The 15,719-nt window shown below is 64.3% G+C and carries 13 protein-coding genes; 4 read left to right on the top strand and 9 right to left on the bottom strand.

The genetic code is table 11. The features are described 5' to 3' along the window. Positions 1-78: 78 nt before the first annotated feature. From VSX56_RS03525 to VSX56_RS03505, 5 genes are all read right to left on the bottom strand, one after another. Entirely contained in the window at positions 79-585 is a 507-nt protein-coding gene (locus tag VSX56_RS03525) for a c-type cytochrome (RefSeq protein WP_350934886.1), read from the bottom strand. 99 nt (positions 586-684) lie between these two features. Further along, positions 685-2,787 (bottom strand): hypothetical protein, encoded by a 2,103-nt coding sequence (locus tag VSX56_RS03520; protein ID WP_350934884.1) that lies wholly within the window; start codon positions 2,785-2,787, stop codon positions 685-687. Next, the gene (locus VSX56_RS03515) at positions 2,787-5,534 is read right to left on the bottom strand and encodes a DUF4159 domain-containing protein (RefSeq protein WP_350934882.1); all 2,748 of its coding nucleotides are present in this window, start codon (positions 5,532-5,534) and stop codon (positions 2,787-2,789) included. Before VSX56_RS03515 ends, VSX56_RS03520 begins: the two co-directional genes overlap by 1 nt. Then, the gene (locus VSX56_RS03510) at positions 5,534-6,439 is read right to left on the bottom strand and encodes a DUF58 domain-containing protein (RefSeq protein WP_434096003.1); all 906 of its coding nucleotides are present in this window, start codon (positions 6,437-6,439) and stop codon (positions 5,534-5,536) included. The genes VSX56_RS03515 and VSX56_RS03510 overlap by 1 nt, the downstream gene beginning before the upstream one ends. Further along, positions 6,436-7,452, bottom strand: coding sequence for an AAA family ATPase (locus VSX56_RS03505; RefSeq protein WP_350934880.1), 1,017 nt, complete (start codon positions 7,450-7,452; stop codon positions 6,436-6,438). The genes VSX56_RS03510 and VSX56_RS03505 overlap by 4 nt, the downstream gene beginning before the upstream one ends. A gap of 78 nt (positions 7,453-7,530) precedes the next feature. Here VSX56_RS03505 and VSX56_RS03500 point away from each other — a divergent pair, with 78 nt between their 5' ends. Genes VSX56_RS03500 through VSX56_RS03490 form a run of 3 tightly spaced genes read left to right on the top strand, consistent with a single transcriptional unit; the run spans position 7,531 to position 9,726 of the window. Next, the gene (locus VSX56_RS03500; protein WP_350934877.1) at positions 7,531-8,118 is read left to right on the top strand and encodes a DUF1285 domain-containing protein; all 588 of its coding nucleotides are present in this window, start codon (positions 7,531-7,533) and stop codon (positions 8,116-8,118) included. Continuing rightward, complete coding sequence (locus VSX56_RS03495) at positions 8,119-8,913, top strand: TIM barrel protein (RefSeq protein ID WP_350934875.1); 795 nt, start codon at positions 8,119-8,121, stop codon at positions 8,911-8,913. Between the two features lie 6 nt (positions 8,914-8,919). Continuing rightward, the gene (locus VSX56_RS03490; protein ID WP_339113561.1) at positions 8,920-9,726 is read left to right on the top strand and encodes a glycosyl transferase; all 807 of its coding nucleotides are present in this window, start codon (positions 8,920-8,922) and stop codon (positions 9,724-9,726) included. A gap of 18 nt (positions 9,727-9,744) precedes the next feature. Here the strand turns inward: VSX56_RS03490 and VSX56_RS03485 are convergent, their stop codons facing one another. The 4 genes from VSX56_RS03485 to VSX56_RS03470 all read right to left on the bottom strand — a co-directional run bounded on the left by VSX56_RS03485 (position 9,745) and on the right by VSX56_RS03470 (position 14,655). Continuing rightward, positions 9,745-10,677, bottom strand: coding sequence for a cation diffusion facilitator family transporter (locus VSX56_RS03485; protein ID WP_350934872.1), 933 nt, complete (start codon positions 10,675-10,677; stop codon positions 9,745-9,747). Between the two features lie 77 nt (positions 10,678-10,754). Then, positions 10,755-13,601: a DNA polymerase I gene (gene polA / locus VSX56_RS03480; protein ID WP_350934869.1), complete on the bottom strand. Its 2,847-nt coding sequence runs from the start codon at positions 13,599-13,601 to the stop codon at positions 10,755-10,757. Positions 13,602-13,913: 312 nt separating this feature from the next. Next, entirely contained in the window at positions 13,914-14,333 is a 420-nt protein-coding gene (locus VSX56_RS03475) for a globin domain-containing protein (RefSeq protein ID WP_350934867.1), read from the bottom strand. A gap of 103 nt (positions 14,334-14,436) precedes the next feature. Continuing rightward, a complete protein-coding gene (locus tag VSX56_RS03470) occupies positions 14,437-14,655 on the bottom strand; it encodes a zinc-finger domain-containing protein (RefSeq protein ID WP_339113565.1) in 219 nt (72 codons plus the stop codon). Positions 14,656-14,736: 81 nt separating this feature from the next. On the opposite strand from VSX56_RS03470, the gene VSX56_RS03465 reads away from it, so the two are divergent. Further along, a complete protein-coding gene (locus tag VSX56_RS03465; protein ID WP_350934864.1) occupies positions 14,737-15,666 on the top strand; it encodes an ABC transporter ATP-binding protein in 930 nt (309 codons plus the stop codon). The last annotated feature ends 53 nt before the right edge of the window (positions 15,667-15,719 follow it).

The following is a 15,719-nucleotide window of genomic DNA, read 5'->3' as shown; positions in this document are numbered from 1 at the left end:
AAACAGCAAAATTGTGAAGCAGGGGCATGAAAAAAGGGCCGCGTGGGATGCGGCCCTTCGGAACTATGGTGCGTCGGCTTATTGAAGACTTTCGAGATAGGCGACCACATTGGCGCGGTCTTCCGCTTTTTTCAGCCCCGCGAAGGTCATCTTGTTGCCCGGCGCATAGGCTTTGGGGTCGCTCAGCCACGCATCAAGTGCCGCGTAATCCCAGCTCCCCCCGTGGTTTTGCAGAGCCGCCGAGTAGTTGAAGCCCTCCGCCGAGCCCACGGGGCGGTTCACCACACCATCCAGATGCGGACCAACGCCATTGGTGCCATTCACCTTGTGGCAGGCCTTGCATTTGTTGAACACCTTGGCCCCTGCGGCAGGATCCCCCGCGCCCATCGCGATCACCTCTACAGGCGCTGCAGGGGCGGCCGCCTCGCCGCCGATCAACCCGCCAGGTGCATCCGACATGCCCGCGGTCTCCACATCGCCGCCCACGGTGTAAAGCGCCTGCGCCGCCCAGCTTCCGATCAGGAAAAACACCAGCGCGCCCGCCAGACCGAGCACCGTTTTGATAAGGTTAGTAAGTGTGAACATCGCTCGTCCCGGGATGGATCATCATCATAATATAACGATCATCTACCCTCACCGGAAGGTGAGCACTTTGACCGAGATCATGTTTGTCCCGAAATCCGCTCAGGCCCTGCGCCGCCTGCCCCGCCCTTCCCAGAGCCATGCCCCGATGCTCAGCAGCGCCGCCAGCACCAGCCATGCCCAAGGCGGCAGCACCGGCATCACGCGGATATCGGCCACTTCCGAGGCCCCACGCGGCGTGATCCCGATCCAGCCGGTGCCCGCCGAGGGCCGCCCCTCGCGCACGGTGCGGATCTGCGGAATGCCATCCTCGAGCCGTGTCACGCCGCCGTTCGAGCCCGCCACCGCCAGCGCCAGCACATCGCCCGAGGCGATGGTATGCTCGTATTCGCGCGGGCTCGCCGGACCCAGCGCCACGACCCGCTCCAGATCGCCCTGTTTCAACCGGTAAAGCCCTGCCTCGGGCGCAGTCCATTGCGCGGTAAAGCGCCCCGGTGCGGTCTCCCGCAGCGCAACTGTCGTGCTGGTGCCATCGGGGCCGGTGATGGTCACGGGCCCCGCCTCTTTGGCCATGCTCCGGCGCACGATGGTAAAGCCCAGTGATCCGGGCTGGACCTCGGCAAAGAGCGCCTCTTCCTCCAGCTCGGGCTCCTTCATTTCCCAATGCGCGATCCGGCGCAGCAGCTCCAGCTGCGGCCCGCCGCCATCATAGCCGCGATCCCACAGCCATGCCTGATCGGAAGCCAGAAGCGCCACGCGCCCCTTGCCCTCGCGGCTCATCACCAGCAAGGGCGAGCCCTCGGCACCGGTCATCACCGTCTCGCCGGTCACATCACCCAGCTCGATCTGGCGCAGCCAATGGCCCCAATGCGGTGCCTCGCCATCCTTGGACGGATCCACTGGCGGTGCCCCCGTCAGCCCTGCCGTCACCGGATGGCGCAGCCCCAGCTCGGTCGGGCGCGGCAGGTAGCTTTCCGAGAAGACCCTCCCCGTGGGACGTGCCGGAAGGATATCTTTCAACGGCGTCTGCCAGAGGCTCTCGACGGTGGCGAATTCCGGCCCCGCCGAAACCAGCACCGCACCGCCATCACGCACATATTGCGCGATATTGGCAAAATAGCCCTGCGGCAGGATCCCCCGCGCCGCATAACGGTCGAAGATGATCAGATCGAACTCATGGATCTTCTCGACAAACAGCTCCCGCGTCGGGAAGGCGATCAGCGACAGTTCCGACACCGGCACCCCGTCCTGCTTTTCGGGCGGACGCAGGATGGTGAAATGCACCAAATCGACCGCCGCATCCGATTTCAGCAGGTTGCGCCATGTGCGCTCGCCCGCATGCGGCTCGCCCGAGACCAGAAGCACGCGCAGCCTGTCACGCACCCCGTTCATCTGCACCACGGCGTCATTATTGCGGTCGGTCAGCTCGCCCGCGACCGGCGTCAGCGAGAATTGCACCACATTCTGCCCGCCATGATCGAGCGTCAGCGGCAGTTCCAGATCCTCGCCCACATTGACCTGATAGCTCTGCGGCGCAGCGCCGTCGATGGCGATCTTCAGCTCGGCAGTCTTGGGCGCATCCGCGGGCACCTGCCCCATATCCTCGACCTTCAGCCGGATCGAGACCGGCTCGCCGATGATCCCGAAACTCGGCGCGGACTGGATCACCAGACGGCGGTCCCAATCGGTTTTATGGCCCGTCAGCAGCACCTGAAGGGGCGCGGGCAGATCGGGCATCAGGGCCGCGTCATGCGCCTGCCCGTCGGTGACCATCAGTGCCCCCGCCACCCGCGCACGCGGCTCGGCAGCCAAGGCCTCGGCCATGGCCGAGCCCAGAAGCGATCCGGCATTATCGGGCGCATCGCCCACCGTGATCCGGCGCAACTCGGTATTGGGCCGCGCCTCGATCTGGCGGGTGAGGTTCGCCACGGCCTCATCGGTCTGCTCGGCCCGATCCGAGAGTTTCTGGCTCGACGAGCGGTCATCGAGCAGGAAGACGATATCCGAGAGGCTCTTGCCCTCCTCCGTCTGGATCGAGGGCTGGGCAATGGCCAACAGGATCACGCCGAGCGCCAGACCGCGCAGGATCCAGCCGCGCAGGCCCCGCCAGACCGCAAAGCCCAGAAGGACTACGCAGATCGCGCCCGCAATGGCCAGAATTTCCCATGGCACCAGAGGCGCCCAGATCACCGAGAGGGTGTTCATTACTGACCGAGCCTTTCCAGAAGTGCGGGCACATGCACCTGATCGGATTTATAATTGCCGGTGAGCACGTGCATGATGAGGTTCACCCCGAACCGCAACGCCATCTCGCGCTGGCGCTCTCCGCCCATCCCGCGTCCCACCGGCAGCATCGGCGCGCCGCGTGCATCCACCGCCCAGGCCCCCGCCCAATCGTTGCCGCCGATGACCACCGGCGTCACGCCGTCATTGAGGTCGCGGAACGGCATTCCCTCGGCCTGCGCCGCCTGCGGATTGGCCGCCTCGACCCAGATCGGCCCGTCATATCGGCCGGGGAAACTGTTCAGGAGATAGAAGGTCCGCGTCAGCACATGATCGGGCGGGATCTGCGTGAGCGGCGGAATATCGAGCGGCGCGGCCAGCGCCTTCAGCCGCTGCCCCTCGGGCGAGTTGCCCATCCCCGCCATATTTGCATCGCGCGTATCGAACAGGATCATGCCGCCGCCGCGCAGAAACCGGTTGAGTTTCGCATAGGCCTGGGGGCTGGGTGCGGGCTCGTCAGCCGTCACGGGCCAGTAGATGAAGGTAAACAGCGCCAGATCATCGGTTTCGAGGTTCAGCGCCATCGGCGTCGAAGGCTCGACCGTGGTACGCGCAAAAAGCGTATCCGACAGCCCCTGAAGCCCCGCCTGCGCGATCCGGTCGACCTCGGCATCGCCCGTCACCACATGGGCCAGCACCACATTGGACGCGGCCTCGATGGCACGGTCCACCGGCATCTTTTCCTCCTGTGCCCGCGCATCGGGCGCCATCAGCCCCACCGCCAGCGCCACGATCGCAATGCCCGCCAGACGCTGCGCCCGCGGCCCTGAAAGCCTGCCAGACACGAAAAGCGAGGCCAGAATATCCACGAGAAGCGCCAGCAGGGCCAGCCCCAGTATCACACCTTTCAACGGCCGTGCCTCCTGTGTCTGCGCTCCCTCCACGGGAATGTCAGCGGCCCATAGCGCGGGCTTGAGCACCCTGTCGGGCGCCACCGCATTGAGCGCAATCGCACGGTCATCGGCGGTATAGAGGCCCGGTTTCAGATCCGGTCCAGCAGGTCCTTCCGCCAGTTTCTCGCCCGCCACACCGCCGGCATTCTCTGCGGTCGACAACCGCCCGAACCCGTCGATCAGCTTTTGCGGCACCCATGTGGTGCCCGCCAGCTCCCCCGGATCGGGCTGCGCGGGGCGGCTGGAAATCGCAAGCCGTTCAAGCATTTGCGGGAACAGCCCCGAAAGCGGCAGCGTCGACCATTCGGCATCGGCCGCCACATGGAAGAGCACGATCTGCCCGTCACCCAGCTCGGAGCGCGTCACCAGAGGCGTGCCATCGGCCAGCCCCGCAATCGTGCGATCGGCCAGATCGGGAGAGGGGTCGGCCATCACCTGTGCCTTCACGGTGACATCAGGCGGCACGGTCAGCCCCTCGAAGGGCGAGCCCGCCGGAAATGGCGCAAGCGCGCGCGGCTGGCCCCAGCTCATGGTGCCCCCGATCGAGCGCCCGCCCGCCCGCAGATGCACCGGCAGCAGGGGATCGTTGCTCAGATCGGCCGCAGCCATATGCGGACCGGCAAAGCGCACCAGAAGGCCCCCTTCCTCCACCCATTCCGCCAGACGGTCGGGCGCGGAGATCTCGGCCACATCGGCCAGAATGATCACATCGGGATTGGCCACCAGCACGTCATCCAGCGTGCCCTCGATCAGATCCGCAGTGGGCTCAAGCGCCTCGCGCAGGTAATGCGCCGGGTCCAGAAGCTCCAGCCCCTCTTGCGAATTGGTCCCCGAGACCAGCGCCACCTTGCGCCGTTTGACCGCATCATCGGTCAGGCTCACAGCCCCCGCCGAGCGGATACCCGCCACGGCAAAGCGGCTCACGCGGTTGCGCAGCTCGGGCGGCAGATCGAACCGCGCCACGCCTGCAACGCCTGCCATCCCGACCGGCACACGGGCCAGCTCCCGCTCGATCCCGTTAGGGTCGAGCCCGATGGCCGTGACCTCGATGGTCGCGGTCAGCGGGGCTTGGGTCTTGAGCGGAACCTCGACCTCTCCATCGGTGATCTTGGCATGCCCCAGCGCAATCACCGGCGCGCCCGATTGCCAGACGGTCAGTGGCCCCCGCGCCTGAAGCGCCTGCGTCAGGCGCGCCCGGCCCGGGCGGTCGAGCCCGTCCGAAATCCACAGCGTCTCGAAATTCCCCTGCGGCAGAATCTTTGCCGGATCAGTATCCTGCGGCTCCCATGCCACGGGCTTCACACCCGCAAGCCCCCGCGCCACCGTATCGGCATTCACAAAAGGCGGCGGCTCGGGCGGGGGATCGCTCAGCGAGATCAGCGCCACGGGCCGACCGTCGGCCTGCGCCTGCGTCAATGCCTGCGAGATCCGCTCCTGACGACGCGCCCAGTCCCGCGCCGAGGCCCAGCTGCCATCGGTCAGGATGACCAGCGGCCCCGAAGTGCCCTGCGCGGACATCACGGGGTTCAGCACCGGTCCCGCAAAACCGATGATCGCGGCGGCCACGGCCAGCATCCTGAGCGCCATCAGCCACCATGGCGTGCGCGCGGCCTGCACCTCCTCATCCGAAAGGCCCAGCAGAAGCGCCACCCCCGGAAAGCGGCGGCGCACCGGCGCGGGCGGCGTGGCCCGCAACAGCAGATAGAGAACCGGCAGCGCGATCAGCCCCAGAAGAAGCCACGGCGCGGTAAATCCGACAGGTCCAAGACCCCACATCAGCGCCCCCTTTCCAGTGCCGAATGCAGCCACAAGAGCGCGGCCTGTGCCGTCTCGCCCGTATGATGGGTGCCGAACTGCCAGCCCGCCGCATGGGCCATCTGCGCCAGACGGTCGCGCCGCTCGGCCAGACGCAGCCGGTAGCGCTCGCGCAGATCACCCGCCTTGCGGGTCTCGTGGCGCAGGCTGCCCGACATGGATTCGAAGATGGTGCGGCCATCGAAGGGGAAATCCTCCTCGACAGGGTCAAGCACCTGCAACATCACCCCTGTCACCCCGCGCCCCGACAACCGCCGCAGGCTTTCGGCCATCCGCTGCGGGTCGCCCAAGAAATCCGACAGGAACACCACCTTGGACTGCGCCCGCACAGCGGAGGTCTCGGGGATGCCATAGTCATCGACCTCGCCCGCCTGCGACATCATCTGCGCCAGGGTCATGATCTGCCCGCGTCCCGGCTTGGGGTTCACCAGTGCTCCGGTCAGCCCGACACGTTCGCCCGAGCGCACCGACAAAATTGCCAGCGCCAGCGCCAGAAGCCGTGCCCGCGCGCCCTTCTCGGGCCGTGCCGCACGGCCGGTTTCCATGCCGGTGAACCGCATAGAGGCCGCATCATCGACCCAGAGATGCAGCGTCTGCGCCAACTGCCATTCGCGTTCACGCACGAATTGCGCATCCGACCGCCCCGAGCGCCGCCAGTCCACAAAGCGCACCTCGTCGCCCGCATGCATCGGGCGGTATTGCCAGAATTCCTCGCCCATACCCGCACGACGCTTGCCGTGAAAGCCCATCTGCACCGTGCGCGCCAATTGCTCGGCGGCCAGCATCAAGGGCGGCAGGGTGGAGGCTTCCTGATCGGCCGCCTGCCGCAGGCCCAGAACGGTTACAGGGGCGCCGGTTGCGCTCACGCCGCGACCTCTTTCGTGGCTTTCGAGGCCACCTCTTCGGCCACGGCTGCAATGATCTTGGTCAGGTCATCGCCCCGCGCCCGCGCCGAGAAGCTCAGCGCCATACGGTGCACCAGAATGGGTTCGGCCATCGCCAGCACATCCTCGATCGAGGGCGCCAGACGCCCGTTCATCAGGGCGCGTGCGCGCACCGTCAGCATCAGCGCCTGTGCCGCCCGCGGGCCCGGACCCCAGCTGAGCTTGTCCTGCACCAGTGCCGAGGCATCGGGTTCATTCGGGCGGCAGGCGCGCACCAGATCGAGGATCATCTCGACCACGCTCTCGCCCACCGGCATCTGCCGCACGAGGCGCTGCGCCTTGAGAAGCTCCTCGGGGGTGAAAACCTCATGGGCCTCGCCCATTTCGGCCCCCGTCGTCGCCAGCAGGATCTCGCGCTCGGTCGCGCGGTCGGGATAGACCACATTCACCTGCACGAGGAAACGGTCAAGCTGCGCCTCGGGCAGCGGATAGGTGCCCTCCTGATCGATCGGGTTCTGGGTGGCCAGCACATGGAACGGACGCCCCAGCGGACGGCTCTCGCCAGCAATCGAGACCTCCTGCTCCTGCATCGCCTGCAACAGCGCCGACTGGGTGCGCGGGCTCGCGCGGTTGATCTCGTCAGCCATCAGGAGCTGGCAGAAGACCGGCCCCTCAAGGAAGCGGAAGGCTCGCGAGCCATCGGCTGCGGTCTCGAGCACCTCGGAGCCCAGAATATCGGCGGGCATCAGATCTGGCGTGAACTGGATGCGGCTCGATTTCAGCCCCATCACGGTAGACAACGTATCCACCAGCATCGTCTTGCCCAGACCGGGCAAGCCCATCAAAAGCGCATGCCCCCCCGACAGCATCGAGGCCAGAACCAGTTCGACCACCCTCTCCTGCCCTATGAAGCGCTTGTTGACCGAGGCTTTGGCCTCCATCAGCTTCGTGCCAAGCGTTTCGATTTCAGCAACAAGATCTGTAGGCTCGGTCATGACAATGCTCCGCGAAAAGTATTAGGTATAGAAAACCAGATTACACCCCAAAACCAAATAGCTAATTCTTGAGGCTGCATGACTGAGACACACAAGCCTGTGAAGACACCTAGCGCCGATGGCCTCGCGGCCGCGGCCGGGGAGGCAGCAAAAAAGGGGCCGCCGCCGGTGCATCTGTGGGATCCGCCATTCTGTGGCGATCTGGATATCGAGATCCGGCGCGACGGGACTTGGTTCTATCTTGGCACACCCATCGGCCGCGAGCCACTGGTAAAACTCTTTGCCTCGATTTTGAAACGCGAGGGCGATGATTACTTTCTGGTCACGCCCGTCGAAAAGGTGGGCATCCGTGTGGTGGATGCACCCTTTGTTGCGGTGGATGCCGAGGCGGTCGGCGCAGGCGAGGCACAAAGCCTGCGGTTTCGCACCAATGTGGGCGACGAGGTCACCGCAGGGCCTGAACATCCGATCCGCATAAGCTTCGACGCTTCGGGCGAGCCCTCGCCCTATATCCATATCCGGCGCGGGCTCGAGGCGCTGATCGACCGGAAAACTTTCTACCGGCTGGTTGACCTCGCGCAAAGCGGGAAACATGGTAAAGAAGACTGGTTAGGGTTGTGGTCGGAACACCGATTCTTCCCCATCATCCCCATGGCGGAGCTCTGAATGCCGAAATTTGCAGCCGATCTGGATCATCTGTTTTCCGACCGCCCGCTGATGACCCGTTTCTCTGCCGCCAAATCCGCCGGTTTCGACGCGGTCGAGATGCGCAGCCCCTATGATGCGCCCGCCTCGGATCTGCGCTACCAGCTGGTGATGAACGATCTTTTCTGGACCGGCCTCGATGCGCCGCCGCCCAATTATACCGGCGGGCTGCCCGGTTTTGCAGGCGTGGCGGGACAGGAAGACCGTTTTCTGCGCGATCTCAAGCGCGCGCTCAGGGTGGCCGATGTGCTGAAATCCGGCTTTTTGACGCTGGTTGCGGGGCCGGAGGCCGATCTGGGTGTGCTGGCTGCCAATCTGAAGGCCGCCTGCAAGACCCATCCCAAGGCCCGTTTCCTGATCGGGCCGGAAGGGGCGCAAAGCCCCCTGCCAGATCTGGATGCCTGTGCGGGCGTGCTGGAAACGGTGGGCGCCAAAAATCTCGCGCTCTCGGCCGATCTCGGGGCCATTCTGGCGCAAGGGTGCGATCCACTGGCCGAAATAACCCCGTATCTGCCAAAGCTCGGCCATATCCGGCTGGCGGGCGCCGACGGGCAAGAGCCCAATGACATGGATCTGGCCGGTTTATGCGCCCATCTCGACGCGGCCGGCTATAAGGGCTATGTCTGCGCCAGTTACACACCACGCGAGACCACCGAAGGCGGGCTGGCATGGCTGAGACGCATCATCGGGGATGCCCCTTCCGAGGAGCCTGCCCCCAAGAAGGCACGGGGGCGGCCCCGCAAGGCGAAAGGCTAGAGCGCCATGATCAAACAGGTGATCTGCATCAATTGGGGCACCAAATATGGGCCTCCCTTCATCAATCGCCTCTATGCCATGGTCGCGCGCAATATCACGCCGCCTTTCACCTTCACCTGCTTTTGCGACAATCCCGAGGGCATCCGCCCCGAGGTGCTGACCGAACCGCTGCCCGAGATCCCGATCGAGATCCCCAAGACAAAAAAGGGCATCTGGCCGAAATCGCGCCTCTGGGGGCCGAAGCTGGGCAGCCTGAAAGGGAATGTGCTGTTTCTCGATCTGGATCTGGTAATCACCGGATCGCTCGATGATCTCTTTACCTATGGCGACCCTGATGGCGTGGTTCTGTCACGCAACCCCGCCAAACCTTTCGAACGGCTGGGCCAGACCTCCTGCTTCCGCTTCCCCGTGGGCAAACTCCTGCCGTTGCAGGAGAAATTCTGCGCTGATCCGCTGGGGGTCGCCGAGGAATATGTCTACGAGCAGCGTTTCGTGACCCGCAATGCGCCGGGGGGGATCGACCTCTTCCCGAAAAACTGGGTGCAGCATTTCCGCTATCAATGCCTGCCGACCTTCCCGCTCAACTGGATGCTGCCCGCGCGCAAGCACCCCGATGCGCGGGTCGTGATCTTCCCGGGCGGGGTCTATCCGCAAACGGCGATCGAGGGCGGCTGGCAGGGGCGCGAGGGGTTCACCCTGCGCGACCACCTCGCCAATTTCCCGAACCGTCCGGCCAACGAGGGCTCGGCCTTCCGCTATCTGCGCCATTTCATGAAACCTACCCCGTGGATCGAGGAGGCGTGGCGCGAGTAACTCTCGGGCCGCTCTGTCTCAGGCGGGCTGTGTATCGGCGCAGCCCAGAGCGGGGCTCTCGGGCTCCAGCGTGACATGGGCCAGTCCGAACCGCGAGACCAGCATCGCCTTGGCCCGCGCGATGGTCTGCGCGTAATCCGCGCCCTCCGCCAACACCAGATGCGCCTCGCACGAGGTCCGCTTCTCGTCGATCTGCCATAGATGGACATGGTGGACCCCGACGACCCCCTCGATCTGGCCGAGCGCCTCCTTGACCTCGGAGGTGTCACGCGCGGCAGGCGCGCCCAGCATCAGGATGCGGGTGACGGGTTTGAGATCGCCAAAGATATGCCACAGGATGAAGACCGAGATCAGCACAGTCAGGATCGGGTCGACCATGCGCCAGTCCCAGATCAGGATGACCGCGCCGCCTATGATGACGGCCACCGACGCGCCTGCATCGGCCAGATTGTGCAGGAAGGCCGCGCGGATATTGAGGCTGTCTTTCGAGAGTTTGAAGGTCAGAGCGGCGGTGCCCAGATCGACCACCAGCGCCAGCCCCGCGAGGATCAGCACCGTCCAGCCCTCGACCTCGGGCGGGTCGATCATGCGGCCCACCGCCTCGACCACCAGCCAGATCGAGATCAGGATCAGCGTGATGTAATTGGTGAACGCGGCCAGCACTTCGGCGCGGGACCAGCCGAAGGTCATGGCCGCGTCATGGCCGCGCCGCGCCAGACGCCGCGCCCCAAACGCAAGGATCAGCGCCGCCGCATCCGAGAAGTTATGCACCCCGTCGGCCACCAAGGCCATGGACCCCGCCAGCGCTCCGCCTACGACCTGCGCGACCGTCAGCGCCATATTGATCGCCACCGCCCAGATCACCGCCTTGTCGCCACTATCGGGGTCGAGATGGTGGTGATGGTGGTGCCCGTGGTCATGTGAATGACCGTGATGGTGATCATGCGGCATAGGTGGCCTCCCTTTGGCTCCCACCCTAGCGCGCGGCCGGCCGATGAACAGCCGGTCCGCGCGTCACGGTCGCGTGATCAATGCGCTTCGGCCCAGGACATGCCCTGCCCCGCATCGACGATCAGCGGAACGTCGAGCTTTACCGCAGGCTCGGCCGCCCCTTCCATAACGGCGCGCGCCGTGGCGATGAGCCGGTCCACATCGGCCTCGGCCACCTCGAAGATGAGTTCGTCATGAACCTGCAACAGCATGGTCGCATCGATGCCCCTGATCGCCTCGGGCATGCGCACCATGGCACGGCGGATGATATCGGCCGCGGCCCCCTGAATGGGCGCGTTGATGGCGGCGCGTTTGGCAAAGCCCGCCCCCGGACCTTTGGCATTGATCTCGGGCGTGTTGATCCGGCGCCCGAAGAGCGTTTCCACATAGGAATGCTCTTTGGCAAAGGCGGTGGTGTCATCCATATATTGACGGATACCGGGGAAGCGCTCGAAATAGCGGTCGATGAAACCCTGCGCCTCGGCGCGAGGAATCCGCAGATTGCGCGCGAGGCCGAAGCCCGAGATGCCATAGATGACGCCGAAATTGATCGCCTTGGCCTGACGGCGGATCATCGGATCCATACCCTCGAGCGGCGTATTGAACATCTCCGACGCGGTCATCGCGTGAATATCCACGCCCTCGCGGAACGCCTGTTTCAGTGCCTCGATCCCTGCGACATGGGCGAGGATACGCAACTCGATCTGGCTGTAATCGAGGCTGACGATCCGGCGGCCTTCGGGAGCCACAAACGCCTCGCGGATGCGGCGGCCCTCTTCGGAGCGAACGGGGATGTTCTGCAGGTTCGGGTCGGTCGAGGCGAGCCGTCCCGTGTTTGCCCCCGCGATGGAATAGGACGTATGCACGCGGCCCGTATGGGCGTTCACATGGGTCTGGAGCGCATCCGTATAGGTCGATTTCAGCTTGGAGATCCCGCGCCAGTCCAGCACCGCCGAGGCCAGCTTGGCGGCTGCGGGGTTGCGGTCTTCCATCGTGGTGATGTCCTCGAGCACATCCGCACCCGTCGAATAGGCGCCGGTCTTGCCCTTCTTGCCACCCTCGACGCCCATCACGTCAAACAGGATCTCGCCCAGCTGTTTGGGCGAACCCACATTGAATTTCTGGCCCGCGATCTCAGTAATCTCGTCCTCAAGCTGGGCCATCTTCTGGGCAAAGACATTGGACATGCGCGCCAGCACCGAGGCATCGACCTTCACGCCCGCCATCTCCATATCGGCCAGAACCGGCACGAGCGGGCGTTCCTCGGTCTCGTAAATGGTGGTGGCCTTCTGGGTGTGGAGCTGCGGCTTGAACAGTTGCCACAGGCGCAGGGTGATATCGGCATCCTCGGCGGCATAGGCCACGGCCTTCTCGACGGGCACCTTGTCGAAGGTGATCTGGGATTTCCCCGAACCGATCAGATCCTTGATCGGGATCGGCTGGTGGCCGAGGTAGCGGTCCGAAAGCGTGTCCATGCCGTGGCCATGCAGCCCTGCATGAAGCGAGTAGGACAGCAGCATCGTATCCTCGATCGGCGCCATGCGGATGCCCTGGCGGGCGAGGATCTTGAAATCGTATTTCATATTCTGCCCGATCTTGAGGATCGAGGGGTCTTCCAGCACGGGCTTGAGAAGCGCGAGCGCCTCCTTGAGGTCCATCTGTTCGGGCGCAAGCTGGGCACCGCCGAAGAGATCATCGCCGCCCTCGGTATGACCGAGCGGCAGATAGGCGGCCTCGTTGGGGGTAATGGCCAGCGAGACGCCAACCAGTTCGGCCTGCATCTCGTCCAGCGAGGTGGTCTCGGTATCGATGGCGAGCCAGCCGCATGCGCGGGCGCGATCAAGCCATTTGGCAAGCGTCGCGGCATCCTTGATGTGCACGTAGGTCTCGGGGGTGAAGGGGGCCGCTTCGGGGAGGGTCACTGCGCTCCCCCCCGCCTCGGCGGCCCCGCCCGCGGCTTGCGCCACGGGCTCTGGCGCGGGTGGCGGCGTGGTGCCGGATTTCTCGGCGACACGGCGGGTCAGCGTGCGGAATTCCATCTCGTTGAGGAATTTCATCAGCGTCGCTGGCTCGGGATCGCGGACCTCGAGATCGTCCAGCGTGAAATCGATAGGCGTCTCGGGATCAAGCGTCACCAGTTTCTTCGACAGGCGGATCTGCTCGGCATTGTCGATCAGGGTCTGGCGGCGCTTGGGCTGCTTGATCTCTCCCGCGCGCTCCAGAAGGGTCTCCAGATCACCGAATTCATTGATCAGGAGCGCCGCCGTCTTGATACCGATCCCCGGAGCGCCCGGAATATTATCGACCGAATCGCCTGCAAGCGCCTGCACGTCGATAACCTTATCGGGGGTGACGCCGAATTTCTTCTCGACCTCGTCGGGGCCGATCTGGACGTTCTTCATCGGGTCCAGCATCTCGACACCGCCGCCCACCAGCTGCATCAGATCCTTATCGGAGCTAAGGATCGTCACACGGCCACCGGCCTCGCGTGCCTGACGCGCGAGAGTGGCGATGATGTCATCGGCCTCATAGCCCGCCAATTCCTTGCAGGCGATATTGAACGCCTCGGTAGCCGTGCGCGTCAGCGGGATCTGCGGGCGCAGATCCTCGGGCATGGCATCCCGATTGGCCTTATACTGGTCATAGAGATCATTGCGGAACGTATGGCTGCCCTTGTCGAAGATCACCGCCACATGGGTCGGCGCATCACTTCCCTTGGCCTCCTCGACATATTTGAAGAGCATGTTGCAGAAGCCCGAGACCGCCCCGATCGGCAAGCCGTCGGATTTGCGCGTGAGCGGCGGGAGCGCGTGATAGGCTCGGAAGATGAACGCCGACCCGTCGATCAGATGCAGATGGCACCCTTTGCCAAAACCTTCCGCCATTTTTCTTCCCTTCGGTCAGCTTCTACATACCCGTATTCCGGGACGTTATTGGCATGATCCGCATCTTTCTTCCAGTTCTACCGGGACTTTCTTTTGCGCCGATCACCAGCAAGGTTCTGACGCTGCAGCAGACAATGAGGAGAACCGAAACATCGGGCGTGGTCCGCGAAAGCGGAGCCCGTACCGCCGACATAAACTATCGCAACCGGCGCGCGGATCGGCGGGTGCGCCCCCGTATGGCCGGGCTCGTGCGATCGGCACAAACCGATCACCGACGCGCGAGAGCCAGTCGCGGTTGCGACACCTTGGAGGTCAGGCGGCCGCGTTGGCCGCACCAGCCAGCATCTCGGCACCGACGAAACCCAGAAGCCCGCGCCATGCTGTTTCATATGACTCAGTCCAGTCACGGCCTAGCTGGATCGCCAATGTCTCGACCAGTGCATCGATCACGGCGGGATAATGCTCGGGCCGCGCCCCATAGCCCTGATGGTCCCGCCCGAGCCGGCGCAGCGCCCGCGACAGATCGTCGGGCGCGTTGGCATAGGAAAGCAGGAGCTGCAGCGCCCCCGAGAACTTGTCAGCCTGCCTTGCGAGCGAGCGGGGAAAGAGCGGCTCCAGATCGGGGTGGCGCGCCAGCAGGAACAAATAGAAATCCTGCATCAGGCAGGGCCTGCGCGACAGCGCCAGCGCATAACTTTCCCGCACGATCGCAACAGTCGACTGGTCCAGCACGACACAACTCCGCTTCAACTCTAGGGTGAGAGTAGAAGACGGCTGTTTAACGAAGACCTAAGACCGAAACGCCCGTTGACTCAAATTTGAATCGCGCGGCGGATCAATGTCCCGCTTTGGCGCGGTCGATCACATATTTCTTGTCGCAATAGCCGCATTCGACAAAGCCGGTGTCATGGGGGATCGACAGCCAGACACGCGGATGGCCCAAGGCCCCCACACCGCCATCACAGCACACTTTCCAAGAGGTCACGACCTCGGTTTCGGGCGCATCGGGAGCGGTTACAGCGGGGGTCGTTTCGGTCTGGGTGGTGGCGGTCATCGATAGCTCCACTATATTGAGGTCAGGCAAAGGTGCCCTGTTCTGGGGCCTATGATACAGCAAGGCGAAAAGGACCGGCAAGTGGCAGGATCGGCAATCGAGATCAAAGGTTTACGCAAAACTTACGCGGGCTCGCGTCACGCCGCCCCGAAAGAGGCGCTGAAAGGGCTGGACCTCGATATCCCCGAAGGCTCGATCTTCGGGCTCCTCGGCCCCAACGGCGCGGGAAAATCGACCACGATCAATATCCTCGCAGGGCTTTTGCGCAAAAGCGCAGGTTCGGTGAAAATCTGGGGCTTCGATCAGGACGAGAACCCCCGCCAGTCGCGCGCGGCCATCGGGGTGATGCCGCAGGAAATCAACATGGACCCGTTCTTCAAACCGCGCGATCTGCTGGAATTGCAGGCGGGGCTTTACGGTGTGCCCAAGGCCGAGCGCTGGACCGATGAGATCCTCGAACTGGTGGGGCTCGCAGATAAGGCCGAGACCTATGCCCGCAGTCTCTCGGGCGGGATGAAGCGCCGCCTGCTGCTGGCCAAGGCGCTGGTCCACAAGCCGCGGATTCTCGTTCTGGATGAGCCAACGGCGGGGGTGGATATCGAGCTGCGCAACATGCTCTGGCGCAATGTCCGCAAACTCAACGAGCAGGGGATGACGATCATCCTCACGACGCATTATCTGGAAGAGGCGCAGGAGATGTGCGACGAGATCGCCATCATCAATCATGGCGAGCTGATCGTGCGCGACAGGACCGAGGCGCTGCTGGCCCAGATGGATGCCAAGACCATGCTGATCACGCCGATGAATGATGCGCCCGACATCACCCTGCCGCAGGGTGTGCAGCTCAACCGTCGCGCCGACGGGCTGCTGGCGTTCGACTATAACCGCCACCAGACCTCGGCCAATGCCATTCTCGATGCGGTCCGCGCCGCCAATATCGAGATCGCCGATGTCAAAACCACCGAGGCCGATCTGGAGGACGTGTTCCTCTCCCTCACCTCGGGCCGCTAGGGAGGGGGCAACGCCCCCGACCGGTTTTGTCGGGGCCTCGATGGCCGCGGCAA

Origin of the sequence: Thioclava kandeliae (assembly GCF_040297545.1) — a bacterium.
Lineage (GTDB): Bacteria > Pseudomonadota > Alphaproteobacteria > Rhodobacterales > Rhodobacteraceae > Thioclava > Thioclava kandeliae.
This window is presented reverse-complemented; position numbering and strand designations above follow the sequence as displayed.